This window comes from Nocardioides pinisoli, from assembly GCF_024199985.1.
In the GTDB taxonomy this organism is placed as follows: domain Bacteria; phylum Actinomycetota; class Actinomycetes; order Propionibacteriales; family Nocardioidaceae; genus Nocardioides; species Nocardioides pinisoli.
The window spans coordinates 35,238-59,042 of record NZ_JANARS010000014.1 but is presented as its reverse complement, the minus strand read 5'-3'; the positions used below and the strand labels follow the sequence as shown (position 1 = coordinate 59,042).

The following is a 23,805-nucleotide window of genomic DNA, read 5'->3' as shown; positions in this document are numbered from 1 at the left end:
GTCGCTAGCGTGGAGGGGTGCGAACGACTGTCGGTCGCGAGCAGCACGCTCACGGGGAGGCCAGGCTCAGGGAGTCCTACGCCGCCCTGCCCGACGGTGCTCCCGTGCGGCTGGCCAAGCGCACCAGCAACCTCTTCCGCGGCCGCTCCACGCCCGGGGCCGGGCTCGACGTCTCCGGGCTCAGCGGTGTCATCGAGGTCGACGGGGACGTGGCCGAGGTGCAGGGGATGTGCACCTACGAGCACCTCGTCGACGTGACGCTCGCCCACGGCCGGATCCCGCTGGTCGTGCCGCAGCTGCGGACGATCACGCTGGGCGGTGCCGTCAGCGGCCTCGGCATCGAGTCGACGAGCTTCCGCAACGGCCTGCCACACGAGTCGGTCCTCGAGATGGACGTGCTCACCGGCGCCGGCGAGGTCGTCACGACCAAGCCGGGCGACGAGCTGTTCGACGCCTTCCCCAACTCCTACGGCTCCCTCGGCTACGCGACCCGGCTGCGCATCGAGCTCGAGCCGGTCCCGTCCTACGTCGCCCTCCGGCACGTCCGCTTCGACGACGCCGGCGCCCTCGCGGACGCCGTCGCGCGGGTGGTCGAGGAGCACGCGTGGGCGGGGGAGCGGGTCGACGCGGTCGACGGGGTCGTGTTCGCCCCCGACGAGCTCTACCTCACGCTCGCGCGCTGGACCGACGAGCCGGGCCCGACCAGTGACTACACCGGTCAGCAGGTCTTCTACCGCTCGCTCCAGCAGCGGGGCACCGACCGGCTCACGATGCACGACTACCTCTGGCGCTGGGACACCGACTGGTTCTGGTGCTCGCGGGCCTTCGGCGCCCAGCACCCGCTCGTGCGGCGGATCTGGCCGAGACGGCTCCGCCGGTCCGACGTCTACTGGAAGCTGGTCGCCCTCGACCGGCGGCTCGGCGTCGCCGACCGGCTCGACCGTCGCGCCGGCCGCCCCCAGGGCGAGCGCGTCGTGCAGGACGTCGAGGTGCCGGTCGACCGGCTCGCCGAGTTCCTGTCCTGGTTCGACCGCGAGGTGGGCATGCGCCCGGTGTGGCTGTGCCCGCTGCGGCTGCGCCGGTCGGGGGACGGCCCGGGCGACCGGCCGTGGCCCGGCTACCCCCTCAGCGCCGCGACGACCTACGTCAACGTCGGCTTCTGGGGCATCGTCAACGTCGGCCCCGACGCTCCCACGTCGCCCCGCAACCGCGCCATCGAGGCCAAGGTGTCCGAGCTCGGCGGCCACAAGAGCCTCTACTCCGAGGCCTTCTACGAGCCGGAGGCGTTCGACCACCTCTACGGCGGCGAGCACCTCGCCGCCGTCAAGGCCGCCCACGATCCCGACGACCGACTCACGTCCCTCTACGACAAGGTGGTGCAACGACGATGACCCTCCGTACGGACCCCGGCTCGCGGCGCGCACCGGCACGCCTGAGCATCGGCGAGGCGATGGACTCCCTGGTGAGGGGCGGTGTGCCCCTGCACTTCACGGCCTACGACGGCAGCAGCGCCGGCCCCGAGGACGCCGACGTCGGGCTGCACCTGCGCTCCGAGCGCGGCCTCGCCTACCTGATGACGGCGCCCGGCGACCTCGGCATGGTGCGCGCCTACGTCAGCGGCGACCTCGACCTGTCGGGGGTCCACCCCGGCGACCCCTACGACGCGCTCGTGCTGCTCAAGGACCACACCAGGTTCCGGGTGCCGACGCCGTCTGAGGCGGTGCACATCGCCCGCAGCCTCGGCCTCTCCCACCTGCGGCCGCCCGCCCCGCCACCGCAGGAGCACCTGCCCCGCTGGCGGCGCGCGGTCGAGGGGCTGCGCCACTCGATGACCCGCGACGCCGAGGTGATCTCCCACCACTACGACGTCTCCAACCGGTTCTACGAGATGGTGCTCGGACCGTCGATGGCCTACACCTGCGCGCTCTACGAGTCGCCCGACGCCACCCTGGAGGAGGCGCAGACCGCGAAGTTCGACCTGGTCTGCCGCAAGCTCGCCCTGCAGCCCGGCCAGCGCCTGCTCGACGTCGGCTGCGGCTGGGGGACCATGGTGCGCCACGCCGCCCGCGAGCACGGCGTACGCGCGCTGGGCGTGACGCTGTCCCTCGAGCAGGCCCAGTGGGCCAAGGAGGCCATCGACCGCGAGGGCCTCGGCGACCTCGCCGAGGTGCGCCACATGGACTACCGCGACGTCGTCGAGTCGGGCTTCGACGCGGTCAGCTCGATCGGGCTCACCGAGCACATCGGCGTGCGCAACTACCCCGCCTACTTCCGGCACCTCCGCGACCGGCTCAAGCCCGGTGGCCGGCTGCTCAACCACTCCATCACCCGCCGGCACAACCGGCGGCAGGAGACCGGCCACTTCATCGACCGCTACGTCTTCCCCGACGGCGAGCTCATCGGCTCGGGCACGATCATCGGCGCTGCGCAGGACCAGGACCTCGAGGTGCAGCACAGCGAGAACCTGCGCCTGCACTACGCCGCCACGCTGCGCGACTGGAACCGCAACCTCGTCGAGCACTGGGACGAGTGCGTGGCCGAGGTCGGCGAGGGGACGGCCCGGGTGTGGGGCCTCTACCTCGCCGGGTCCCGCGTCGGCTTCGAGCGTGGTGAGGTCGAGCTGCACCAGGTGCTCGCGACCCGCAACCACGACGACGGCCGCTCCGACTTCCCGATGCGCCCCGACTGGTGAGCCACCGATAACCTCGTCGGGTGAGCACCCGCGCAGCCCAGTTCCAGGCGACCGTCCGTCGCCGCGAACCGCTGTCGGACCACCTCGTCCGGCTCGTGCTCGACGACCTCGACGGCTTCACCTCGACCGGCGTCCCCGACGAGTGGGTCGGTCTGGTCGTGCCCTCGCAGTTCCAGAGCCGCTACTACACCGTGCGCTCCTTCGAGCGCGGTGAGCTGACCCTCGACGTCGTCGTCCACGACGTCGGCCTGGTCACCGAGTGGGCGACGCGAGACTGCCTTGGCGACACCGTCACGATCACCGAGCCCAAGGCGTCGTTCGCGCCACCGGCCGGAGCCCAGTGGCTGCTGCTCGTCGGGGACCTCACGGCCATGCCGGCCATGGCCCGCATCGCCGAGACCCGCCCCGACCTGCCGACCCGCGTCCTGGCCGAGGTGCCCGACGACCTCACCGGCTACCTGCCGGCCGACGTCGACGTGACCTGGCTGGCCCCGCCCGCGCCCGGGCAGAGCGCGCTGGCCGCCGTGGTCGAGGGCATTGAGTGGCCCGAGGGAGAGGGTTACTTCTGGATGGCGGGGGAGTCCGCGCAGATGCGCGCGATCCGCAAGCACCTGATGCGCGAGGTCGGGCTGCCGACCAGCCACTACGACGTGATGGGCTACTGGCGCGCCACCGCCGCCCGGCAGCCGCGGGCGGTCGATCCCGGTCCGATCTGGCGCGCCGGCAAGGCGGCAGGCAAGACTGACGAGCAGATCTGGGCCGACTACGACGCCGCCCAGAGCGAGCAGCCCGGCACGACCGGGCAGGCGCGGGAGGCGAGCGATGGCTGACGACAACGGCACCGACGACCAGGACCTCGAGCAGGTCGACGACGACCAGGACCTCGATCTGGACGACGACGAGCTGGACGACGAGTTCGACCTCTCCGGCGTCGCGCCGGCCGGCGCCTTCTACGAGGCCCCGGAGGGCTACCGCAGCGGGTTCGCCTCGTTCGTCGGGCGTCCCAACGCCGGCAAGTCGACCCTGACCAACGCGCTCGTGGGCCAGAAGATCGTCATCACGTCCTCGAAGCCGCAGACCACCCGCAACGTGGTGCGCGGCATCGTGCACCGCGAGGACGCCCAGCTGATCCTGGTCGACACCCCAGGGCTCCACCGGCCGCGCACCCTGCTGGGCGAGCGGCTCAACGACCTGGTGCGCACCACGTGGGCGGAGGTCGACGTGGTCGCCGTGTGCTTCCCGGCCAACGAGAAGATCGGTCCCGGCGACCGGTTCATCGTGACCGAGCTCGGCAAGGTGCGCCGCACCGTGCGGATCGCGGTCGCCACCAAGACCGACCTGGTCACGCCCGAGCAGCTGGGCCAGCACCTGCTGGACATCGCCGCGCTCGGGGCCGAGACCTCGACCGAGTGGGCCGAGATCGTCCCCGTGTCCGCCGTCTCCGGCGACCAGGTGCAGCTGCTGGCCGACCTCCTCGTCGGGCTGCTGCCCGAGGGGCCGCCGCTCTACCCCGACGGCGACCTGACCGACGCGCCGGAGGAGGCGCTCGCCGCCGACCTCATCCGCGAGGCCGCCCTCGAGGGCGTGCGCGACGAGCTGCCGCACTCGATCGCGGTCGTGGTCGAGGAGATGGGCCTGCGCGAGGGACGACCCGCCGACAAGCCGCTGCTCGACATCGTCGCCAACCTCTACGTCGAGCGCGACTCCCAGAAGGGCATCATGATCGGCCACAAGGGCTCGCGGCTGCGCTCGGTCGGCACGGCCGCCCGCAAGCAGATCGAGGCGTTGCTGGGCACCCCGGTCTACCTCGACCTGCAGGTCAAGATCGCGAAGGACTGGCAGCGCGACCCGCGCCAGCTGCGCAAGCTCGGGTTCTGAGCACGGCGCCGCGGAAAGTGCGATTCCGCCACGCAGGAGCCACATCACGCCTACGCTTCCTCCACGAGAGAGCAACACGCAAGGTCGTCTCGGAGGATGCACCGTGCCCCACCCCCGTCCGCGGTCCGTCGTCGCATGCCTGGGTCTCGTCGTCGCGGCCGCCGTCGCCGTGAGTGCACCCGCGACGGCCGAGCGCCCTGCCCCCGCGCCCGTCCCGCCGACGGCGCGGGTCGTCGGCGTCGCGGTGGCCGGTGCGCCGACCGACCTCTCCGAGGCCGTCTCCATCGCCGATCGCACCGGCGCGACCATCGACCAGATGACCTTCTACGCCGCGTGGTCCATGGGCGGTGACTTCCCGGCGGCCGATGCCTCCCGCATCGCCTCGACGGGCGCCGTCCCGCTGCTCACCTGGGAGCCGTGGGACCCGCAGGCCGGGCTCGACCAGCCGTCGTACACGCTCAACAGCATCGCGGCGGGCCGGCACGACGCCTACCTCAAGCGCTGGGCCACGCAGGTCAAGGCGTGGGGCCGCCCGCTCGTCATCCGGTTCGCCCACGAGATGAACGGCAACTGGTACCCGTGGGCCGAGGGGGTCAACTCCAACGGCGCCGGCGACCACGCCGCCGCGTGGCGCCACGTCTTGGGCCTGTTCCGTCGCGCGAAGGCGGACAACGTGACGTGGAGCTGGTCGGCCAACGTGCCCTACCCGGGGTCCACGCCGCTGGCGTCGCTCTACCCCGGGGACACCTACGTCGACCGCGTCGGGCTCGACGGCTACAACTGGGGCACGACGCAGTCGTGGTCGTCGTGGCAGTCCTTCGGCGAGGTCTTCGGCCCGGGCGTGGCCGAGCTCGACGCTATCTCCGCCCGACCGGTGCACGTCGACGAGACGGCCGCCCCGGAGGGGGCGGGGGGCGACAAGGCCGCCTGGACCACCGACATGTGGGCATGGCTCGACGCCCACCCCGAGGTGCGGGGCGTCACCTGGTTCTCCCTGCTCAAGGAGGCCGACTGGCGCATCGACAGCTCCGAGGCGACGCTGGCCGCGTGGGGCGCCGGCGCCCGGGTCTTCTGAGGCTCGCCGGCACCCGGGACGTCCTCAGGCAGGCACCCAGCAGATCCCGTAGCGCTGCCCGGCGTCCCACTGCTCACGCGTCGGGCTCTCCTGCGACCAGGTGAGGTCGAGCGGGTCGTCGGTGGCGTCCGCGGCGACGTCGCGGCACACCGGGTCCATCCGGGCAGCGACCGCGTCCCTGGTCGGAAGCCGGCGGCCCGGGATGTCGACGGTCGCGGCCGCCCGCCACGTGTGCGGCGCTCCGCAGGTGACCCGCCGGAAGCCGCGGGTGCCGGGCGCGGCGGTCGCACACATCCCGGGACCGTCCCACCCCTTCGTCGTGCGGGGGAGTCGCAGCAGCCTGCCGGGGGAGGCCACGGCGACGACGTCGCAGCGGAACCAGTCGGCTCCGGCCTCCGCTCGCGCCGGGCTCGGGCTGAACCAGACGGCTCGCACCATGCTGAGCCTCAGCTCGCGCGGCGTACGCCCGAGGTGCCGCGGCAGCCGCGTGGTGCAGGCGCGGCTCATCTGCCGCTGGGCGGCCTGCGAGTCGACGCGCCGGGTGAAGCCCGACTTCGTCGTGAGGTCGAGCCTGCCGACGAAGTAGGTCTGGGCGGTGTGGGGCCGGCGGCACGCGACGGGCGCGGTGCGGCCGACGACGGCGACGGCCTGGCGCAGCGACAGGTCGTGGCACTCGCCCACCTCCGGCGTCGGGCCGGGGTCCGGAGGAGTGGTCTCGGTGGGGGTGGGCGTCGAGGAGGGGGACGTGGTCGGGTCGTCCTCAGGTGCGTCCGGGGGCGACGTGCAGGCCGCCAGCAGCACCGCCGCCGCGGCCGCGGCGAGGAGCCGCCTCATCCCATCACCAGCGCCGCGAGCGTCCCGCCCAGCTCGTACGCCGACTCCCGGTCCGCCTCGCCCACCTCGCCCAGCACCTTCAGGACCGGCGCGCTCTGGCGCCAGGCGAGCGCCCCGACGATCGACTGCACCGACCGGACGGCGCCCGTCGTGTCGTAGCGCCCGTGGACGTAGAGCCCGTAGGGCTTGCGGCCGCCCTCGACCGTCGCGGCGGAGCCGTCGTCGGTGAGCGCGCCTCCGGCCTGGAGGAAGATCGAGTCGAAGAAGTGCTTGAGCGCGCCGCTCATGTAGCCGAAGTTGGCAGGCGTGCCGAGCACGTAGCCGTCCGCCGCCAGCACGTCGTCGGCGTCGGCCTCCAGGGCTGCGCGGACGACCACCTCCACGCCGTCGATCGCGTCGTCCGAGGCCCCGGCGACCACGGCGTCGGTGAGCGACCGGACCGACGGGGTCGGGGAGTGGTGGACCACCAGCAGACGGGGCATGACGTGAGCCTACGAGGCGAGTAGCGTCGTGTGCCGTGAGCTTCGAGGTGGCGGGCGACGCGTACGACCGGTTCATGGGCCGCTACTCCGGCCCGCTCGCGGTCCGGTTCGCCGACTGGCTGGAGGTCTCGGCCGGGCAGCGGGTCGCCGACGTCGGGTGCGGTCCGGGTGCCCTGACGGGCGTGCTGGTCGAGCGGCTCGGCCCCGACCGGGTGGCCGCGGTGGATCCGTCGCCGCCCTTCGTGGAGGCGTGCCGCGAGCGCCACCCGGGCGCGGACGTGCGCCTGGGCACCGCCGAGGACCTGCCGTGGGAGGACGACGCGTTCGACGCCGCGGCCGCCTGCCTGGTCGTCCACTTCATGACCGACCCCGTGCGCGGCCTGGCCGAGATGCGCCGGGTCGTGCGCGAGGACGGGCAGGTCGGCGCGACCGTGTGGGACCTCGCGGGCAACCGGGCGCCGATGCACCCGCTCTGGGACGCGGTGGCCGAGCTCGACCCCGACCACCCGGGGGAGCGCGACTTCCAGGGCGGCTCGCGCGACAGCCTCGTCGAGGTGTTGGACGGGGCGGGGCTGCGCGACGTCGAGGCGGTGGAGCTGGCCGTCACCGTCACCCACCCGACCTTCGACGAGTGGTGGGAGCCCTACCTCCACGGCGTCGGTCCGGCGGGCGAGGCGGTGGCCGCCCTCGGCCCCGACGGTCGCGCTCGCCTCGAGGAGGTGCTGCGGCGTCGTCTCGGCGACGGACCGTTCGACCTGACCGCCACGGCCTACGCCGCACGCGGGCGGGCGTGAGCACCGGTCCGGGGACCGGACAACCGGCTGTGCCCGTGGGCGCGACGGCGTACGCTGGTCCCGTCATGATGCGCAGCCTCCTCCTTCGCTGCCGCAACGAGGCCTAGGATCCGGCCCCCTCGTTGCGGAGGGTGTCGCGCGCCGGTCGCCCAGCACCGACCGATCCTGACGAGGTAGACCATGACCAACCTGAGCAACACCGCCAACCAGCAGGGCACCAGCCCGATGCCGTTCGGCCGCTACACCCCGTTCTCGCCCGTCGACGTGCCCGACCGCACCTGGCCGACGAAGAAGATCGACAAGGCGCCGCGCTGGCTGTCCACCGACCTGCGCGACGGCAACCAGGCGCTGATCGACCCGATGACGCCGGCGCGCAAGCTCACGATGTTCGAGCTGCTGGTCTCGATGGGCTACAAGGAGATCGAGGTCGGCTTCCCCAGCGCCAGCCAGACCGACTTCGACTTCGTGCGCAAGCTCATCGACGAGGACCGCATCCCCGACGACGTACAGATCTCGGTGCTGACGCAGGCCCGTGAGGACCTCATCGAGCGCACCGTCGACTCGCTGGTCGGCGCCCCGCGCGCCACCGTCCACCTCTACAACGCCACCGCTCCGCTCTTCCAGCGCGTCGTCTTCAACGTCACCCCCGACGAGTGCCGCAACATCGCCGTGCGCGGCACCGAGATGGTGATGAAGTACGCCGAGGAGCGGCTCGGCGGCCTCGTCGGCAGCGAGGACTTCGGCTACCAGTACAGCCCGGAGATCTTCACCCAGTCCGACACCGACTTCGCCCTGAGCGTGTGCGAGGCCGTCTCCGACGTGTGGCAGCCCGAGGCGGGCCGCGAGATCATCCTCAACCTGCCCGCCACCGTCGAGATGTCGACGCCCAACACCTACGCCGACCAGATCGAGTACTTCGGCCGAGGGCTGACCCGCCGCGAGCACTCGGCGATCAGCCTGCACCCGCACAACGACCGCGGTACCGCCGTCGCCGCCACCGAGCTCGGCCTGATGGCGGGCGCCGACCGGGTCGAGGGCTGCCTGTTCGGCCACGGCGAGCGCACCGGCAACGTCGACCTGGTGACCCTTGGCATGAACCTGTTCAGCCAGGGCATCGACCCGCAGGTCGACTTCAGCGACATCGACGAGGTCCGCCGCACCGTCGAGTACTGCACGAACCTCCCGGTCCACCCGCGCCACCCCTACGCGGGCGACCTCGTCTACACCGCCTTCTCCGGCTCCCACCAGGACGCCATCAAGAAGGGACTGGAGGACCTCGACAAGAAGGCCGCCGCCCTCGGCGTGCCCGTGGGCGAGCTGCCCTGGGAGGCGCCCTACCTGCCGATCGACCCCAAGGACGTCGGCCGCACCTACGAGGCGGTCATCCGGGTCAACAGCCAGTCCGGCAAGGGTGGCGTGGCCTACGTGCTCAAGTCCGAGCACAAGCTCGACCTGCCGCGTCGCGCGCAGATCGAGTTCAGCCGGGTCGTGCAGCAGCGCACCGACACCGAGGGCGGGGAGATCACGCCCGAGGAGATCTGGTCGGTGTTCCGCTCGGAGTACCTCGACCGCGAGGCCCCGCTCAAGCTCAACTCGGTCCACACCTCCAGCGCGGCGGGCGAGAAGGACCAGCTCACCGTCGGGGTCTACGTCGACGGCGAGCGCCGCGAGCTGACCGGTGAGGGCAACGGCCCGATCGCCGCCTTCGTCGACGCGATCACCGCGGTCGGCCACGACGTCCGCGTCCTCGACTACCACGAGCACGCGCTGTCGTCGGGCGGCGACGCCATCGCCGCGGCCTACGTGGAGTGTGCGGTCGGCGAGAAGGTGCTCTGGGGCGTGGGGCTCGACGCCAACATCGTCACCGCGTCGCTCAAGGCGGTCATCAGCGCGGTCAACCGCGGCTGAGGGACAGCTCCTCGACGCGCAGCGGCGAGCCCTCGCGCAGGGGCTCCCAGGTGCCCGTCGGCTCGAAGCCGCGGCGGACGTAGAGCCGGCGGGCGACGTCGTTGCCCTCCGTGACGTGCAGGTGCAGGACGCGCCCGAGGTCGTGCGCCCACGTCACGACGGCCTCGAGGAGCGCGCCCGAGTGCCCGCGTCCGCGCGCCTCGGGCGCGGTCCACATGCCCCACACGAAGGCCTCGGGTGAGTCGTCGGGCGCGAACCCGCCGGCCATCGCGACGGCGCTCCCGCCCTCCCGCACGACGTACGTCGGGTTGCCCGTGGCGAGCCGCTCGCGCCAGACCTCGTCGTCGTACGCCTGAGCGTCGGCGAGGACCGCCGCGAAGGCGTCGGGTGCGTCGGCGAGCGCGCGGAGCCGGATGTCACGGAGCTCCGCCCAGTCCCCGGGAGCGAGCCGGACGACGGTCGAGGTGGTCACCTGGCGAGAGTGCCAGCCGTTCGGGCCGGACGCGACTACATTTCATGCATGTTGGTGAGCGAGCGGATCGGACAGTTCTTCGTCGAGTCCGACGGCGGGCGCGACCGGCTGGAGTACACCGAGTACGGCTCCGGCGACGACTGGGTCGTGCTGCTGCACGGCCTGCTGATGCCGCGGCGGATGCAGCAGCCGCTCGCCCGGGCGATGGCCGCGCAGGGCCTGCACGTGGTCACCCTCGACCTCCTCGGCCACGGCCGCTCCGACCAGCCCGCCGACCCGCTCGTCTACTCGATGACCTCGTTCGGGGAGCAGGTGGTCGCGTTGCTCGACCACCTCGGTGCCGAGCAGGCCGTCATCGGCGGCACGTCGCTGGGGGCCAACGTCTCGCTCGAGGTGGCCGTCATCGCTCCCGAGCGGGTCAAGGGCCTGATCGTCGAGATGCCGGTGCTCAACAACGCGCTGGTCGCCGGCATCCTCGCGTTCGTGCCGATCATGCTGGCCGCGCGCTACCTGCCCGTCACGGCCAACACGCTGCAGCGGCTCTCTCGCTCCGTTCCTCGCGGCATCGTCCCCTTCTGGGCCGGGATCTGCCTCGACACCGTCGACCACCGCGCCGAGTCCATCGCCTCGGTGCTGCACGGGGTGATCTTCGGCCGGCTCGCGCCGTCGCGCAGCCAGCGCCGCCGCATCCAGGCGCCCGTCTTCCTGGTGGGCCACCCGGTCGACCCGATCCACCCCTTCGTCGACGCCGACATGCTGGCCGCCGAGCTGCCCAACGTCCGGCTCGAGCGGGCGAGCTCAATCCTCGAGTGGCGGATCCGGCCGGAGCGGCTGACCGCCGCCGCCACGGACTTCGCGCTCGACTGCTCGCGGGTGCGCCCCGCCACGACGGCGGCCCGCACCCGGAAGCGCTGACGCCGGCGGTCACTCCCAGCGACGGGACGCGCCGGGGGACCTGAGGGCGGGTCGGCAGCCCCCACGGGTGGACAATGGAGGGGTGCCCCTCTACCGCGACGAGGCCGTCGTGCTCCGCACCCACAAGCTGGGCGAGGCCGACCGCATCATCACCCTGCTGACGCGTCAGCACGGGCGGGTGCGCGCGGTCGCCAAGGGCGTGCGTCGTACGACGTCGCGCTGGGGCTCTCGCCTCGAGCCGTTCACCCACGTGGACCTCCAGCTGGCGGAGGGCCGCAGCCTCGACGTCATCACGCAGGCCGAGACGCTCGACCCGTTCCACGCCCGGCTGGGACTCGACTACGACCGCTACACCGCCGGCACGGTGATGCTCGAGACGGCCGAGCGGCTCGTCACCGAGGAGAAGGAGCCCGCGGTCCAGCAGTTCCTCCTGCTCGTCGGCGGGCTGCGGGCGATGTCGGGTGGCGAGCACCCGGCCAAGCAGGTCCTCGACTCCTACCTGCTGCGCTCGCTGTCCGTCGCGGGCTACGCGCCGTCGTTCGACCACTGCGTGCAGTGCGGCGTCGAGGGACCGCACCGCTTCTTCAACCCGTCGGCGGGCGGCGTGCTGTGCACCTCCGACAAGCTGCCCGGATCGGCCACGCCGGCCACGGAGACCGTCCGCGTGCTCGGCGCGCTCCTCGTCGGCGACTGGCCCGTGGTCCACGCCGCCGACCCGCGCCACCTCCGCGAGGCCAGCAACCTCGTCTCGGCCTACCTCGCCTGGCACCTCGAGCGCGGCCTCCGCTCGATGGCGTACGTCGAGCGGTGACCGCCGGCGGCACGGCCCGCCTCGTGCAGGAGGCCCTCGACCCCGTGCTCGTCGCCGCCGGCTTCCTGGCCGGGCAGGGCGGGGACGCCCCCGACGGCAGCACCCAGGTCATCTACTGCCTCGCCCACGACGAGCTGGTCCGCCGCCATCCGATGCTGCCGCAGGCGGGTTCGGGCGACGCCCCCGGCGCGTGCGACGACCTGGTGGTGGAGATCGGGATGGACGGCTCCCTCGGCCGGCTGGACCTCGAGCAGCTCCCCGTCGTCGAGATGCTCCGCCGGGCGGGGTTCGTGACCGACGCGGAGGCGGTGGCCGCGGTCCTCGGACAGCCGGGCGGCCGGACTCTCCCGACGGTCAGGGCAGCCCTCGGGCGACTGTTCGACGTCCCGGGCTGACCACCGCCGACGGCCTTCGGGCGGGGAGAGCGACACGGTCGGTCGGGCGGTAGTGGGAGTCGCTCTGGTGTGCTTCTTCGCCTCGGTGGCACCGACCCGTGCCGGCTCCGGCATCGCATGCCTCCGCACGACCTCTCCGTCATCAGCGACCTCGCGGGTTCGGAACGTGCCTGTGACCCCGCTACCTGGTGGGTGGCGGGGTGTGGGGCGGGGTCATGGTCGGCGGGGTCGTGGGATGCCGGGTGGATCCGGCGGGTGGGGCGCGCTGGTGGAGGAGTGCGCTCTGGCGCGCGTCACGAGACCCCGTTCCGGCTCGATCCGTTCGGTGCCGGTGTGGTCGCGGCGGTAGCGGTGGCCGTGCGGTGAGGTCCACTCATAGGTCCCGGGCGCGACCATCTCGTAGCGCCAGGCCGAGTGCGTCTTCAACCGGTGGTGGAACCGGCACAGGCAGGCCAGGTTCCACGTGGCGGTGGGTCCGGGCTGTTCGCGTCCTTCTGCGGCGGCGTCGGGGTCGTGCGGGATGACGTGGTCGATGTCGGCTCGCCGCGCGGGTCGGGTGCACCAGGGGAAGACGCAGGTGCGGTCTCGGAGGATGACCTGCTCGCGCAGCTTGTCCGGGACCGCGTAGGCCTCGGTCGCCAGGTCGGTGTTGAGGTCGATGACGGGCTTGATGGTGACCTTGGTGCGGGTGTCGGCGCACCAGGACTTGATCTGGTCCAGCAGTACCAGCCGCTGGCCTTCCTCGAGCCGTCCGGTGGGACCGAACACCGTCGACAGGCCGTCGAGGTTGGCGGCGAAGTGGACGTGCAGCACGACCTCCCGCGCGGCCGGCAGGCGCTGCGGGTCGGTGCCCGTGTCGCTGTCAGTGCCCGTGCCGGTGTCGGTGTCTGTGCTGGTGTCGGTGGACTTGGCCGCGGTGGAGCCCCGGGTGTGAAGGTCGAGGGCGGTCTGGGTGCGAGCCAGGTCGCCGAGGGCCTTGGCCCGGCGGACGTTCAGCGATTCCGTGGAGCCGAGTGCCTTCAACGTGGCCGCACCGTGGACGAGGGCGCGGTCGACGTCGAGGGCGTCGGCGATGCCGAGCTCGGCCTCCATCCGCATCGTCCCGGCGTAGTGCACGTCCTGGGTGTCGATGCTCGCGTGGCGGGGGTCGACGTAGAGCCAACCGTCCTCCGGATCCTCCGTCGGGTCAGGCACGGCGAGGTCGAACCGCTTGATCGCCTCGGCCACGAGCCGGTCGAGCTGGGCGGAGCCGACCTTCCCCGCCACGGCGGCGACCTGCGCGTCGACGAACGCCGCCGCCTCACGGGTCAGCGACGGGCACGAGTGGATGGTGGTCTCAGCGACCAGCCGGGCCCGCCACGCCGGCACGGCCCCGGCGTGCACCTGCGCCCACAGGCGGGGCAGGCGGTGGCGCAGCTCGAGGGCGTGGCCGATGAGCTTCTTCGCCGCCGTCGTCGAGATCCCGAGGACGCTGCCGAGCTCGGCGACGCAGAACTCCGCCACCAGCGGGCACCCCTCACCGGCGATGGGTTCCTCGTGCTCCCGGCCGCCGGCGGGGATCGAGAACACGGCCGCGTCGTGGATCGATTCCGGCGGGTGCAAGTCGGCCCACTGCGCGGCGATCGTGAGAAGGTCGGCCGCAGCCCGGTCCTCGGTCGCCTTGCGGTCGCGGGCGAGCGCGAGCAGGTCACGGGCGGTGAGATCTTCGACCTCACTTGCTCCGGGCCCTGCCAGCACTTCGATCATGTGTTCGATTGTACGGCGGACCACCGACAGCGGCCGATGACCGCGATCTCAACCGGTTGTTGCAACGAGCCTCTTGTTGAGGGCCTGGCTGGGAGTCTGCCATTCGAGGGTCTTGCGGGGTCGGGTGTTCAGCTGCAGGGCGACCCGGTCGCACTCGGCCATGGTGAGGCGACGCAGGTCGGCGCCCTTGGGCCAGTACTGGCGCAGCAGGCCGTTGGTGTTCTCGTTGGTGCCGCGTTGCCACGGTGATTGGGGGTCGCAGAAGTAGATCGGGATCCCGGACTCGATGGTGAATCTGGCGTGCTGGGCCATCTCGCTGCCGCGGTCCCAGGTGATCGACTTGCGCAGCTCCAACGGCAGGGTGGCGATCATCTCGTTAAGCGTCCACCGGGCCTGATCGGCGCGGTGCTGGCCCGGCAGCGGTGCGAGGAGCACGAACCGCGAGGACCGTTCGACCAACGTGAGCACGGCGCCCTTGCCGACGCCGCCGAGCAGCAGGTCGCCCTCCGGTGCCCGGGCACTGCCCGGTCCTCAACCTCGGCCGGCCGGGCGGAGATCCGGATGTCGTCAGTGATGCCGAGCGTGACCCGCTTCGCGCCACCGGTCTGGGCCTTGCGGTGCTGGCGCCGGGTGCGCAGGTGCGCGGTCAGCTCACGCTTGAGCTCACCTTTGGTCTGGACGAACAGCGACTGGTAGATCGTCTCGTGCGACACCCGCATCCTCAGATCGCGTGGGAACAACACCGGCAGCATCGCCGCGATCTGTTCGGGCGACCAGTTCGCCCGCAGCAGCTCCCACACCTTCTCCCGCAACGGGGCGTGGTCGAGCCGTCGCGGTTTGGGCCGGCGTGCCTTCCGGGCGGCCTCACGCTGGGACCACTTCGCGCTGTACTTCACCCGATACCCACGACCGCCCGCGCGTGCCGTGCGAGCACGCGGGGACCGGGTCCCGAACGAGCCCGCCCGCCGTAGCTCCCGCGAAATCGTCGAGGGATGCTTGCCCACCAACGCCGCAATCGTCGCCTGTGGCAGACCCGCCATGTACGCCCGCTCAATCACCCACCGCTGATCTGCGGTCAACCTCACTCCCGGCACGCGCCGCAACCTCTCACTCACGATCGAGTTGCAACAACCAGTTGAGTTCGCGCTGTCGAAACGGCCCGGGTGTGGACGGTCGCTGGGCGACCTTTCGGACGGGTCTCGGGACGGGACTTCGTCCCTCCTCAACCAGCGGGGTGCGGGGTCTCGATACGCCCGCTCGTTCCTCGCGGGCTACTCGACCGACGAGGGCGGGTGCGGGGTCTTGATACGCCCGCTCGTTCCTCGCGGGCTACTCGACCAGCAAGGTGGACGGGCTACAGGACCATCGACGTACGAGGGGTCTCGATACGCCCACTCGTTCCTCGCGGGCTACTCGACCAACGAGATGGGCGGGCTACTCGACCAACGAGATGGGCGGGCTGCTCGACCAACGGCCCGCGCCCCGACCGGGACGGGTGACGCAGGGAGGTCGGACCTTCGGCCCTACGCCGGCGGCGTCGGGTCCGGGACGCTCGGGGCATGGATGACGCGTCCCACAGCCAGCCGCGTCGTGACACCCGGTCCGCAGGCGGGTCGGCCTGGCGGCTCGCGGCGCTGTCGCTGATTGTCCTCGCGCTGGCGGCAGTGCTGTTCGGGGCGGCGTGGGCGATCGGGGGTGACGACGCGGTCTCCGACAACTGGGTCGGGATGACGGTGGTCCTGGGCCTCTTCGTGGGCGTGACCGAGGCGTTCGTCGCGCTGGTCATGGCGCTCTACGCCGGACTGCGGCGTGAGCCGTGGGGGACCCTGTGGTTCCCGCTCACGACGTTCCCGGCCGTCGTGACCGTCATCGTGCTGCTCGAGGCGTTCGTCTTCGAGTGAGCGACACACCCGCCTGGGAGTCGAGGCGCACTGGCCGCGACGCCGCCCGCCCGGCCTACGCTGGGCACCGTGAAGCGACAGGTGAGGCCGCCGACCCCGCACCCGAGCGGCGCCGTGCCGCCGCCGGTCCCGCGCGACCTCGTGCCCGAGCACGTCGCGATCATCATGGACGGCAACGGTCGGTGGGCGAAGGAGCGCGGGCTGCCGCGTACCAAGGGCCACGAGCAGGGCGAGCACACCCTCTTCGACGTCGTCGAGGGCGCGATCGAGATCGGCGTGAAGGCGGTCTCGGCCTACGCCTTCTCGACGGAGAACTGGTCGCGCTCGCCCGACGAGGTGCGCTTCCTGATGGGCTTCAACCGCGACGTGATCCGTCGGCGGCGCGACGAGATGCACGAGCTCGGCGTACGCGTGCGCTGGGCCGGTCGCACTCCGCGCCTGTGGAAGTCGGTCATCAAGGAGCTGCAGGTCGCGGAGGAGCTGACCAGGGACAACGACGTCCTCACCCTCACGATGTGCGTCAACTACGGCGGCCGTGCGGAGCTCGCCGACGCCGCCCGGGCGATCGGTCGCGAGGTGGCGGCCGGTCGCCTCAACCCGGACAAGATCGACGAGAAGGTCTTCGCCCGCCACCTCTACGTGCCCGAGCTGCCCGACGCCGACCTCGTCTGGCGCACGTCGGGCGAGCAGCGGCTGTCCAACTACATGCTGTGGCAGGCGGCGTACAGCGAGATGGTCTTCACCGACGTGCTGTGGCCCGACGTCGACCGGCGACACCTGTGGTCGGCGATCGAGACCTACGCCAGCCGCGACCGGCGCTATGGCGGCGCCGTCCCCAACCAGACCCCCCAGCAGACCTAGCGGCAGGCCGGGCAGGTCCCGAAGATCTCGAGCGTGTGGCTGATGTCGCCGTAGCCGTGCTCGGTCGCGATCGCGCTGGTCCACCGCTCGACGGCCGGGCCCTCGACCTCCACGGTCGCCCCGCACGTGCGGCACACGAGGTGGTGGTGGTGCGTGTCGGAGCAGCTGCGCCAGATGGCCTCGCCGTCCTCGTTGCGCAGCATGTCGACCTCGCCGGCGTCGGCGAGCGTCGCCAGCGTGCGGTAGACCGTCGCGAGCCCGACCGACTCGCCCTGCCGCGAGATGAGGTCGTGGATCTCCTGCGCGCTGCGGAAGTCGTCGAAGCCGGCCAGGGCCGCGGCGACCGCCCGGCGCTGGCGGGTGGGGCGGACCGCGGGACGCGGGGTCGGGTCAGTGCTCGTCATAGTGCTCTCCGTGTACGGCGTGCCGGTGGCCGTCGTGGACGTAGTCGACGTGGTCGCCGTGGGGGACTGCCGGGTGACCGCAGGCCTCGCCGTGCTCGTGGGGGTGCTCGTCCACCTCGTGCGGGCCGGGCGTCTCGGTCCCCAGGGCGGGGAACGGCTCGGTGAGACGGCGGCGTCGTCGGATCCACACCCCGACCGGCCAGGTGGCGGCGAACATGACCAACGCGAGGATCACGATGGAGGGGCCGGGGGCCACGGTCGCACGCGCCGACAGCCAGGCTGCGACGACCAGCCCCCCGACCGCGGCGACGCCCCCGACGACCATTGCCCCCAGCAGCGTCGACCGGAAGGATCGCGCGAGCTGCTGGGAGGTCGCGACCGGCACGACCATCAGCGCCGAGACGAGCAGCAGCCCCACCGTGCGCATGGCGACGGTGACGCTCACGGCGGCCAGGACGGCGACGAGGAGGTTGTAGGCGCGGACGCGGAGACCGGCGACCCGCGCGAACTCCGGGTCGGAGGCCACCGCGAAGAGCTGGGGGAGGAGACCGAGCGTGAGGGTCAGCACCACCAGCGCGAGCCCGGCGGTGTACCAGACCTCGGTGGGACTGATGCTCGTCACGGACCCGAAGAGGTAGACCTGCAGAGCGGCGGCCCCGTCCCCGGCGAGCCCCGTGATGAGGACTCCGCCCGCCAGCCCGCCGTAGAACAACAGCGCCAGGGCGACGTCGCCGTTGGTGTGTCCCTGCTCCCTGATGACCTCGATGAGCACGGCACCGAGGATGGCGACGACGACCGCCGTCCACGTGGGGGAGGCGCCGGTGAGCAGCCCGAGCGCGACGCCGGTGACGGCGACGTGCCCGATGCCGTCGCCCAGGAGGGCAAGGCGGCGCTGCACGATGAAGGTGCCGATCGCGGGTGCGGCCAGCCCGGTGAGCAGGGCGGCGAGGAGCGCTCGTTGCATGAAGTCGCGCCCCAGGAGGTCCGCGAGCTCGGCGAGGCTCATCGGAGGTCCTCCCTCGGGTCGAGCGACATGGTGTCGAACGGTGAGCCGACGTGCGGCGCGTGGTCGTGCGGACCGGCGAACGGGTGGTGGTGGCCGTGGACGTCCTCGTGGGCCAGCGGTGGCCCGTCGTAGGCGATCCGGCCGTCGCGCATCACCACGGCCCGGTCCACGAGCGGCTCCAGCGGTCCGAGCTCGTGCGCGACGAGGACGACCGTGGCCCCTCGGTCCGACAGGGTCCGCAGGGCCTCGGCGAGCGCGCGCTGGTTGGGCAGGTCGACGCCGGCGGTCGGCTCGTCGAGGAAGAACAGCTCGGGCTCGCCCGCGAGCGCCCGAGCGATGAGCACCCGTTGCTGCTGGCCGCCGGAGAGGGTCGAGACCCCGTCGCCTGCCATCTCGGTGAGGCCCACGACCTCGAGGGCGTCGTCGACGGCTGCCCGGTCGGCCTTCCCGGCCGGTCGGAGCAGGGGACGCCGGGTGAGCCGGCCGGAGGCCACCACCTCGCGCACGCTGGCCGGGACGCCGCCCGCCGCGGTGCCGCGCTGGGGGACGAAGCCGAGACGACGACGCTCCTTGAAGTCGTGCAAGGGCGTGCCGAAGAGGAGGACCGAGCCCTGGGTGAGTGGACGCAGGCCGGTGAGTGCGCGCACGAGCGTGCTCTTGCCCGACCCGTTGGCGCCCATCAGCGCCACGAACTCGCCCTGCCGGACCACGAGGTCGTTGCCGCGCAGCACCGGACGGCCGCCGAGGGCGACCGTGACGTCACGGGCCTCGACGACCGGAGTGCCGGCGGGGTTCAGCATCCGTTGGCTTGACGGAGGGCCGCCAGGTTCGCCTGCATGAGAGCAACGTAGTCGCTGGCCTCCTCTCCGTCGCCCGGTCCCTCGATCGGGTCGAGGACGGCGGTCTCCACTCCGGTGTCAGAGGCCAGGCTCTCGGCCATGGCGGGCGAGGCGAGCCGTTCTGAGAAGACGGTGGTGATGCCCTCGGAGGCGATCAGCTCCTCCAGCTCGGCGAGCCCGGCCGGGGTCGGCTCCGCATCGGGGGACAGGCCGGCGATCCCTTCGAAGTGGAGGCCGTAGCGCTCGAGGTAGCCGAACGCCTCGTGGCTCACGACGACCGTGTCACGCTCGCAGCGCGCGAGCCCCTCGGTGAACTCGGCGTCCAGATCCTCGAGCTCGGCTCGCAGCTCGTCAGCGTTGGCGCGGTAGGTCGCCGCGCCGTCGGCGTCGACCTCGGCGAGGCCGTCGGCGACGGCGTCGGCCAGGTCGGCCATCAGGAGGGGGTCCTGCCAGAAGTGCGGGTCGGTGTCGCCGTGCGAGTGCTCGTCGTCGGAGTGCTCGTCGGAGTGCTCGTCGGTGTGCTCGTCGTCGTGGCCCGCGTGCTGCTCCTCGATCGAGCGGAGCTCGATCGACTCGGCGGCGTCCACGACGACGGCGTCCGAGACGTTGTCGATCGCCTCGTCGACAGCAGGCTGGAACTCGTGCTGGAAGACCACCACGTCGGCCTCGTCGAGGTCCGCGGTCTGGGCGATCCCGAGCTCGAGGTCGTGGGGCTCGCCGCCGGGCTGGGTGAGGTTGGTGACCTCCCACGCGTCGCCCGCCACCCGATCGGTCACCCAGGCCAGCGGGTAGAACGCAGCGATGGCCGAGCGACCATTCCCGGCGGCAGCGTCGGACCCGCCACAACCGGCAAGGAGGGCGGTCGAGGCGAGGGCGGTGGCGAGGGCGATCGATCGAGTAGCGGACGACATGAGAACGATTCTCACGATGTTTGAGAACCGTTGTCAAACCAAGGGGGTAGTCCACCGGGAAACGGTCGTGGGAGTGGTGTCCGGACGACCGGATCCCGGTGGACTACCCGCCACTAGGGTGGGCGCCGTGCTGGTCGTCACCCGTCTCCGCGCCCCCGCCCCCGACGACGCCGCGGGGGAGGAGCTGCGGCGCGGCCTGCTGCACGCGCTCGGCATCCTCGCCGCCAAGCCCGGCTACGTCGGCGGCGAGGTCGGTCGCAACGTCGACGACCCCACGCTGTGGGTGCTGACCACCCGCTGGCAGAACGTCGGCTCCTACCGGCGCGCGCTCGGGTCGTACGAGGGGAAGATGCACATCCAGCCGCTGATGGTCCACGCGCTCGACGAGCCCAGTGCCTACGAGGTGGTCGAGGAGGGGACCGACCTCAACGAGGCCCAGCCCCGGTCGATAGGCTGACCGCTCGTTCGTGCGAGCCGGCAGCCAGCCGACCCGACCTGCCCACACCTGAAGGACCTGCACCGTGGCCAAGCCCGCCCCGACCGCCCTGGACAACGTCGTCTCGCTCGCCAAGCGCCGAGGTTTCGTCTACCCCAGCGGTGACATCTACGGCGGCACCCGCTCGGCCTGGGACTACGGCCCGCTCGGCGTGGAGCTCAAGGAGAACATCAAGCGCCAGTGGTGGAAGTTCATGGTCACCCGCCGCGACGACGTGGTCGGGCTCGACTCGAGCATCATCCTGCCCACGCGCACGTGGGACGCCAGCGGTCACCTGAGCACGTTCAGCGACCCGCTCGTCGAGTGCCAGTCCTGCCACAAGCGCTTCCGCGAGGACCACCTCCAGGAGGACCACGCCGCCAAGAAGGGCATCGACGACCCCGACACGGTCGACATCAACGAGTCGGTCGCCTGCCCCAACTGCGGCACCCGCAACGCCTGGACCGAGCCGCGCAACTTCAACATGATGCTCAAGACCTACCTCGGCGTGATCGAGGACGAGTCCGGCCTGCACTACCTGCGGCCCGAGACCGCGCAGGGCATCTTCCTCAACTTCGCCAACGTGGTGACCTCCAGCCGCCAGAAGCCGCCCTTCGGCATCGCCCAGATGGGCAAGAGCTTCCGCAACGAGATCACCCCCGGCAACTTCATCTTCCGCACCCGCGAGTTCGAGCAGATGGAGATGGAGTTCTTCGTCAAGCCGGGCGAGGACGACGAGTGGTTCCGCTACTGGATCGCCGAGCGCACCCGCTGGTACGTCGACCTCGGCATCAACCCCGACAACCTGCGCCACTACGAGCACCCGCAGGAGAAGCTCTCCCACTACTCCAAGGGCACGACCGACATCGAGTACCGCTTCGGGTTCTCCGGCCGTGACTTCGAGGAGCTCGAGGGCATCGCCAACCGCACCGACTTCGACCTCAAGCAGCACAGCGAGTTCTCCGGCAAGGACCTGTCCTACTACGACCAGGCCGCCGACGAGCGCTACCTGCCCTACGTCATCGAGCCCGCGGCCGGCCTCACCCGGTCGCTGATGGCCTTCCTCATCGACGCCTACACCGAGGACGAGGCCCCCAACACCAAGGGCGGCGTCGACAAGCGGGTCGTGCTGAAGCTCGACCCGCGCCTCGCCCCGGTGAAGGTCGCGGTGCTGCCGCTGAGCCGCAACGCCGACCTCTCGCCCAAGGCCAAGGCCCTCGCCGCCGAGCTGCGCGACAACTGGAACGTCGACTTCGACGACTCCGGCGCCATCGGCCGCCGCTACCGGCGCCAGGACGAGATCGGTACGCCGTACTGCGTGACCGTCGACTTCGAGACCCTCGAGGACGACGCCGTGACGGTGCGCGAGCGCGACTCGATGAGCCAGGAGCGGGTCGGCCTGGGCGGCATCAGCGCCTACTTCGCCGAGAAGCTCCTCGGCTGCTGACGCGGTACCACGCGCGTCCGTGGCCGTCACCGGCCCCGGGCGTGGATGATGGCGCGGTGCGGTCCACCCTGCTCCTGACGACGGTCCTGACGGCCGCCGTCTCGCTGTCGCTCGCGGCATGCTCGACCTCGACGCCGGCGGACGAGCAGCCGGAGTCGTCCCGCGTCCCCGCGGCGGCCGCCACGGCGTCGGGCACCGAGCCCGGCACCCGGCTCGAGCACGGTGACGCCGCGACGCTGGTCTGGCAGCCGGCCCGCGACGTGACCGGCGAGCTGGAGCTGAGCGTCGACGCCGTCGTCGGGAAGTGGCCGGGCGTCTTCGACGGCTGGGTCGGCGGCGAGGCGGCTGGTGACGCGCGGCCCTACTTCGTGACGGTGACCGTGGCCAACGTGGGGGAGTCCGGCCTCGGCGGGCAGGACGTCCCGCTCTACCTGCGCGACACCCGGGGCACGCTCGGGGCGCCGTGGACCCTCGGTGGCGACTTCACGCCGTGCCAGAGCGGGCCGCTGCCGGAGCCCTTCGAGCCGGGCGACGAGACCGAGATGTGCCTGGTCTACCTCGTCCCCGACGGCGGTCGCGTCCGGGACCTCGTCTTCGAGCCCACCGAGGGCTACGACCCGATCACCTGGACCGGCGAGGTTCGGGAGCCCCGCACGCGGGACGAGCGGCGGGACGACCGGCGCGACGACAGGGGCTGATTTGGGCGCATCGCCGGCGGGCTCGGACAATGGGGCCATGACCGTCGTGCCCGACTCCCTGACCCTGGGCCCGCTGCGCGTCGACACCCCGGTCGTCCTCGCGCCGATGGCCGGCATCACCAACGCCGCCTACCGCCGCCTGTGCGCCGAGCAGGGCGCTGGCCTCTACGTCTGCGAGATGATCACCAGCCGCGGCCTCGTCGAGGGGGACGAGACCACGAAGAAGATGCTGGTCTTCGACGAGCTCGAGTCGGTGCGCTCGGTCCAGCTCTACGGCACCGACCCGGTTTACATCGGCAAGGCGGTGGAGATCCTCTGCGCCGACCACGGCGTGGCCCACGTCGACCTCAACTTCGGGTGCCCGGTGCCCAAGGTCACGCGCAAGGGTGGCGGGGGCGCGCTGCCGTGGAAGCGGGGCCTGCTCGGCGAGGTCCTCGAGCACGCGGTCGCCGCCGCGGCGCCGTACGACGTCCCGGTGACGATGAAGACCCGCAAGGGCCTCGACGACGACCACCTGACCTACCTCGACGCCGGCCGCATCGCCCAGGAGAGCGGGGTCGCGGCGATCGCCCTGCACGGACGCACCGTCCAGCAGGCCTACTCCGGCGAGGCCGACTGGGACGCCATCGCCGCCCTCGTCGACCACGTGGACATCCCCGTCCTCGGCAACGGCGACATCTGGGAGGCCGCCGACGCGCTGCGGATGGTCGAGCAGACCGGCGCTGCGGGCGTCGTCGTGGGCCGCGGCTGCCTCGGGCGCCCCTGGCTCTTCCGCGACCTGGCCGCGGCCTTCCACGGCGAGGACGTCGCCACCCTCCCGACGCTCGGGGAGGTCAAGGCGATGATGCGTCGTCACGCCGAGCTGCTCTCCGAGCACATGGGGGAGGAGCGGGGCTGCAAGGAGTTCCGCAAGCACATCACCTGGTACCTCAAGGGCTTCCCGGCCGGCGGCGAGCTGCGCCACCGGCTGGCCCTGGTCGACTCCCTCGCCTCCCTGGACGAGCTCCTCGCCGGGCTCGACGACACCGCGCCGTTCCCCGAGCACGAGCTCGGCACGCCACGTGGGCGACAGGGTTCCCCCCGCAAGCGCGTCGTGCTCCCGGACGGCTGGCTCGACGACACCGACGGCCGCGGCGCCCACCTGCGCGAGGACGTCGACGAGACCACGGGCGGCTGAGCCCGGGGCTTCGTCGCGCACGGATCCGTCGACGGGTGAGCCGGAACACGCGGAAATTTACCGGGGAAGATTGGGACAGGCCGA

Annotated in this window: 24 protein-coding genes and 1 pseudogene; 16 read left to right on the top strand and 9 right to left on the bottom strand. The window is 72.1% G+C overall.

From position 1 onward, the window contains the following. Positions 1-17: 17 nt before the first annotated feature. From NCI01_RS21395 to NCI01_RS21375, 5 genes are all read left to right on the top strand, one after another. Entirely contained in the window at positions 18-1,391 is a 1,374-nt protein-coding gene (locus NCI01_RS21395) for an FAD-binding oxidoreductase (protein ID WP_254183518.1), read from the top strand. Beyond that, positions 1,388-2,692 (top strand): class I SAM-dependent methyltransferase, encoded by a 1,305-nt coding sequence (locus tag NCI01_RS21390; RefSeq protein WP_254183517.1) that lies wholly within the window; start codon positions 1,388-1,390, stop codon positions 2,690-2,692. The genes NCI01_RS21395 and NCI01_RS21390 overlap by 4 nt, the downstream gene beginning before the upstream one ends. 20 nt (positions 2,693-2,712) lie before the next feature. After that, positions 2,713-3,522 (top strand): siderophore-interacting protein, encoded by an 810-nt coding sequence (locus NCI01_RS21385; protein WP_254183516.1) that lies wholly within the window; start codon positions 2,713-2,715, stop codon positions 3,520-3,522. Continuing rightward, a complete protein-coding gene (era, locus tag NCI01_RS21380; RefSeq protein WP_254183515.1) occupies positions 3,515-4,570 on the top strand; it encodes a GTPase Era in 1,056 nt (351 codons plus the stop codon). The genes NCI01_RS21385 and era overlap by 8 nt, the downstream gene beginning before the upstream one ends. 103 nt (positions 4,571-4,673) lie before the next feature. Next, entirely contained in the window at positions 4,674-5,645 is a 972-nt protein-coding gene (locus NCI01_RS21375) for a glycoside hydrolase family 26 protein (RefSeq protein ID WP_254183514.1), read from the top strand. 24 nt (positions 5,646-5,669) lie between these two features. Here NCI01_RS21375 and NCI01_RS21370 read toward each other — a convergent pair whose 3' ends face one another. Both NCI01_RS21370 and NCI01_RS21365 read right to left on the bottom strand, forming a co-directional pair. Then, positions 5,670-6,479, bottom strand: coding sequence for a septum formation family protein (locus NCI01_RS21370; protein ID WP_254183513.1), 810 nt, complete (start codon positions 6,477-6,479; stop codon positions 5,670-5,672). After that, entirely contained in the window at positions 6,476-6,961 is a 486-nt protein-coding gene (locus tag NCI01_RS21365; RefSeq protein ID WP_254183512.1) for an NAD(P)H-dependent oxidoreductase, read from the bottom strand. Before NCI01_RS21365 ends, NCI01_RS21370 begins: the two co-directional genes overlap by 4 nt. A gap of 35 nt (positions 6,962-6,996) precedes the next feature. Here NCI01_RS21365 and NCI01_RS21360 point away from each other — a divergent pair, with 35 nt between their 5' ends. Together NCI01_RS21360 and leuA are read left to right on the top strand one after the other, a co-directional pair. Then, complete coding sequence (locus NCI01_RS21360) at positions 6,997-7,755, top strand: class I SAM-dependent methyltransferase (protein WP_254183511.1); 759 nt, start codon at positions 6,997-6,999, stop codon at positions 7,753-7,755. Between the two features lie 180 nt (positions 7,756-7,935). Beyond that, the gene (gene leuA / locus NCI01_RS21355) at positions 7,936-9,663 is read left to right on the top strand and encodes a 2-isopropylmalate synthase (protein ID WP_254183510.1); all 1,728 of its coding nucleotides are present in this window, start codon (positions 7,936-7,938) and stop codon (positions 9,661-9,663) included. On the opposite strand, the gene NCI01_RS21350 is transcribed toward leuA, so the two are convergent. After that, complete coding sequence (locus NCI01_RS21350; RefSeq protein WP_254183509.1) at positions 9,650-10,135, bottom strand: GNAT family N-acetyltransferase; 486 nt, start codon at positions 10,133-10,135, stop codon at positions 9,650-9,652. The two genes, leuA and NCI01_RS21350, sit on opposite strands and share 14 nt — an antisense overlap. Before the next feature lie 48 nt (positions 10,136-10,183). On the opposite strand from NCI01_RS21350, the gene NCI01_RS21345 reads away from it, so the two are divergent. The 3 genes from NCI01_RS21345 to NCI01_RS21335 all read left to right on the top strand — a co-directional run bounded on the left by NCI01_RS21345 (position 10,184) and on the right by NCI01_RS21335 (position 12,256). Beyond that, on the top strand, positions 10,184-11,050 hold the full coding sequence (locus tag NCI01_RS21345; RefSeq protein ID WP_254183508.1) for an alpha/beta fold hydrolase: 867 nt from the start codon (positions 10,184-10,186) through the stop codon (positions 11,048-11,050). 82 nt (positions 11,051-11,132) lie between these two features. Further along, the gene (recO, locus tag NCI01_RS21340; RefSeq protein ID WP_254183507.1) at positions 11,133-11,861 is read left to right on the top strand and encodes a DNA repair protein RecO; all 729 of its coding nucleotides are present in this window, start codon (positions 11,133-11,135) and stop codon (positions 11,859-11,861) included. Continuing rightward, positions 11,858-12,256 carry a hypothetical protein gene (locus NCI01_RS21335; protein ID WP_254183506.1) on the top strand — a complete coding sequence of 133 codons (399 nt, stop codon included), beginning with the start codon at positions 11,858-11,860 and terminating at the stop codon, positions 12,254-12,256. The genes recO and NCI01_RS21335 overlap by 4 nt, the downstream gene beginning before the upstream one ends. 213 nt (positions 12,257-12,469) lie before the next feature. Here the strand turns inward: NCI01_RS21335 and NCI01_RS21330 are convergent, their stop codons facing one another. Further along, complete coding sequence (locus tag NCI01_RS21330; protein WP_254183505.1) at positions 12,470-14,002, bottom strand: HNH endonuclease signature motif containing protein; 1,533 nt, start codon at positions 14,000-14,002, stop codon at positions 12,470-12,472. 48 nt (positions 14,003-14,050) lie between these two features. Beyond that, positions 14,051-15,096 (bottom strand): annotated as a pseudogene (locus NCI01_RS22990) (IS30 family transposase). Positions 15,097-15,561: 465 nt separating this feature from the next. On the opposite strand from NCI01_RS22990, the gene NCI01_RS21315 reads away from it, so the two are divergent. Both NCI01_RS21315 and NCI01_RS21310 read left to right on the top strand, forming a co-directional pair. Next, positions 15,562-15,903, top strand: a complete 342-nt coding sequence (locus NCI01_RS21315; RefSeq protein ID WP_254183503.1) for a hypothetical protein — start codon at positions 15,562-15,564, stop codon at positions 15,901-15,903. A gap of 69 nt (positions 15,904-15,972) precedes the next feature. Continuing rightward, positions 15,973-16,764 carry an isoprenyl transferase gene (locus tag NCI01_RS21310; RefSeq protein WP_254183502.1) on the top strand — a complete coding sequence of 264 codons (792 nt, stop codon included), beginning with the start codon at positions 15,973-15,975 and terminating at the stop codon, positions 16,762-16,764. Here the strand turns inward: NCI01_RS21310 and NCI01_RS21305 are convergent. From NCI01_RS21305 to NCI01_RS21290, 4 genes are read right to left on the bottom strand one after another with little or no spacing between them, the layout of a single operon-like run. Next, positions 16,761-17,168, bottom strand: a complete 408-nt coding sequence (locus NCI01_RS21305; RefSeq protein WP_254183501.1) for a Fur family transcriptional regulator — start codon at positions 17,166-17,168, stop codon at positions 16,761-16,763. The genes NCI01_RS21310 and NCI01_RS21305 overlap by 4 nt on opposite strands. Next, complete coding sequence (locus NCI01_RS21300; RefSeq protein WP_254183500.1) at positions 17,155-18,174, bottom strand: metal ABC transporter permease; 1,020 nt, start codon at positions 18,172-18,174, stop codon at positions 17,155-17,157. Before NCI01_RS21300 ends, NCI01_RS21305 begins: the two co-directional genes overlap by 14 nt. Then, the gene (locus tag NCI01_RS21295; protein ID WP_254183499.1) at positions 18,171-18,974 is read right to left on the bottom strand and encodes a metal ABC transporter ATP-binding protein; all 804 of its coding nucleotides are present in this window, start codon (positions 18,972-18,974) and stop codon (positions 18,171-18,173) included. The genes NCI01_RS21300 and NCI01_RS21295 overlap by 4 nt, the downstream gene beginning before the upstream one ends. Further along, positions 18,968-19,924, bottom strand: a complete 957-nt coding sequence (locus NCI01_RS21290; protein WP_254183498.1) for a metal ABC transporter substrate-binding protein — start codon at positions 19,922-19,924, stop codon at positions 18,968-18,970. The genes NCI01_RS21295 and NCI01_RS21290 overlap by 7 nt, the downstream gene beginning before the upstream one ends. A gap of 127 nt (positions 19,925-20,051) precedes the next feature. Here NCI01_RS21290 and NCI01_RS21285 point away from each other — a divergent pair, with 127 nt between their 5' ends. The 4 genes from NCI01_RS21285 (at position 20,052) to dusB (ending at position 23,721) form a co-directional block, all read left to right on the top strand. Continuing rightward, a complete protein-coding gene (locus NCI01_RS21285; RefSeq protein ID WP_254183497.1) occupies positions 20,052-20,381 on the top strand; it encodes an antibiotic biosynthesis monooxygenase family protein in 330 nt (109 codons plus the stop codon). Between the two features lie 64 nt (positions 20,382-20,445). Further along, complete coding sequence (locus tag NCI01_RS21280) at positions 20,446-21,846, top strand: glycine--tRNA ligase (protein ID WP_254183496.1); 1,401 nt, start codon at positions 20,446-20,448, stop codon at positions 21,844-21,846. Between the two features lie 56 nt (positions 21,847-21,902). Further along, entirely contained in the window at positions 21,903-22,544 is a 642-nt protein-coding gene (locus tag NCI01_RS21275) for a hypothetical protein (protein ID WP_254183495.1), read from the top strand. A gap of 37 nt (positions 22,545-22,581) precedes the next feature. Continuing rightward, the gene (gene dusB, locus NCI01_RS21270; RefSeq protein ID WP_254183494.1) at positions 22,582-23,721 is read left to right on the top strand and encodes a tRNA dihydrouridine synthase DusB; all 1,140 of its coding nucleotides are present in this window, start codon (positions 22,582-22,584) and stop codon (positions 23,719-23,721) included. Positions 23,722-23,805 lie beyond the last annotated feature (84 nt).

Bases quoted from the DNA above. Each gene is read 5' to 3' on its own strand.
- NCI01_RS21290 (WP_254183498.1), bottom strand. From the start codon at position 19,924: ATGTCGTCCGCTACTCGATCGATCGCCCTCGCCACCGCCCTCGCCTCG.
- dusB (WP_254183494.1), top strand. From the start codon at position 22,582: ATGACCGTCGTGCCCGACTCCCTGACCCTGGGCCCGCTGCGCGTCGAC.
- leuA (WP_254183510.1), top strand. From the start codon at position 7,936: ATGACCAACCTGAGCAACACCGCCAACCAGCAGGGCACCAGCCCGATG.
- NCI01_RS21315 (WP_254183503.1), top strand. From the start codon at position 15,562: ATGGATGACGCGTCCCACAGCCAGCCGCGTCGTGACACCCGGTCCGCA.
- era (WP_254183515.1), top strand. From the start codon at position 3,515: ATGGCTGACGACAACGGCACCGACGACCAGGACCTCGAGCAGGTCGAC.
- NCI01_RS21370 (WP_254183513.1), bottom strand. From the start codon at position 6,479: ATGAGGCGGCTCCTCGCCGCGGCCGCGGCGGCGGTGCTGCTGGCGGCC.
- NCI01_RS21295 (WP_254183499.1), bottom strand. From the start codon at position 18,974: ATGCTGAACCCCGCCGGCACTCCGGTCGTCGAGGCCCGTGACGTCACG.
- NCI01_RS21390 (WP_254183517.1), top strand. From the start codon at position 1,388: ATGACCCTCCGTACGGACCCCGGCTCGCGGCGCGCACCGGCACGCCTG.
- NCI01_RS21345 (WP_254183508.1), top strand. From the start codon at position 10,184: ATGTTGGTGAGCGAGCGGATCGGACAGTTCTTCGTCGAGTCCGACGGC.
- NCI01_RS21305 (WP_254183501.1), bottom strand. From the start codon at position 17,168: ATGACGAGCACTGACCCGACCCCGCGTCCCGCGGTCCGCCCCACCCGC.
- NCI01_RS21330 (WP_254183505.1), bottom strand. From the start codon at position 14,002: ATGATCGAAGTGCTGGCAGGGCCCGGAGCAAGTGAGGTCGAAGATCTC.
- NCI01_RS21300 (WP_254183500.1), bottom strand. From the start codon at position 18,174: ATGAGCCTCGCCGAGCTCGCGGACCTCCTGGGGCGCGACTTCATGCAA.
- NCI01_RS21365 (WP_254183512.1), bottom strand. From the start codon at position 6,961: ATGCCCCGTCTGCTGGTGGTCCACCACTCCCCGACCCCGTCGGTCCGG.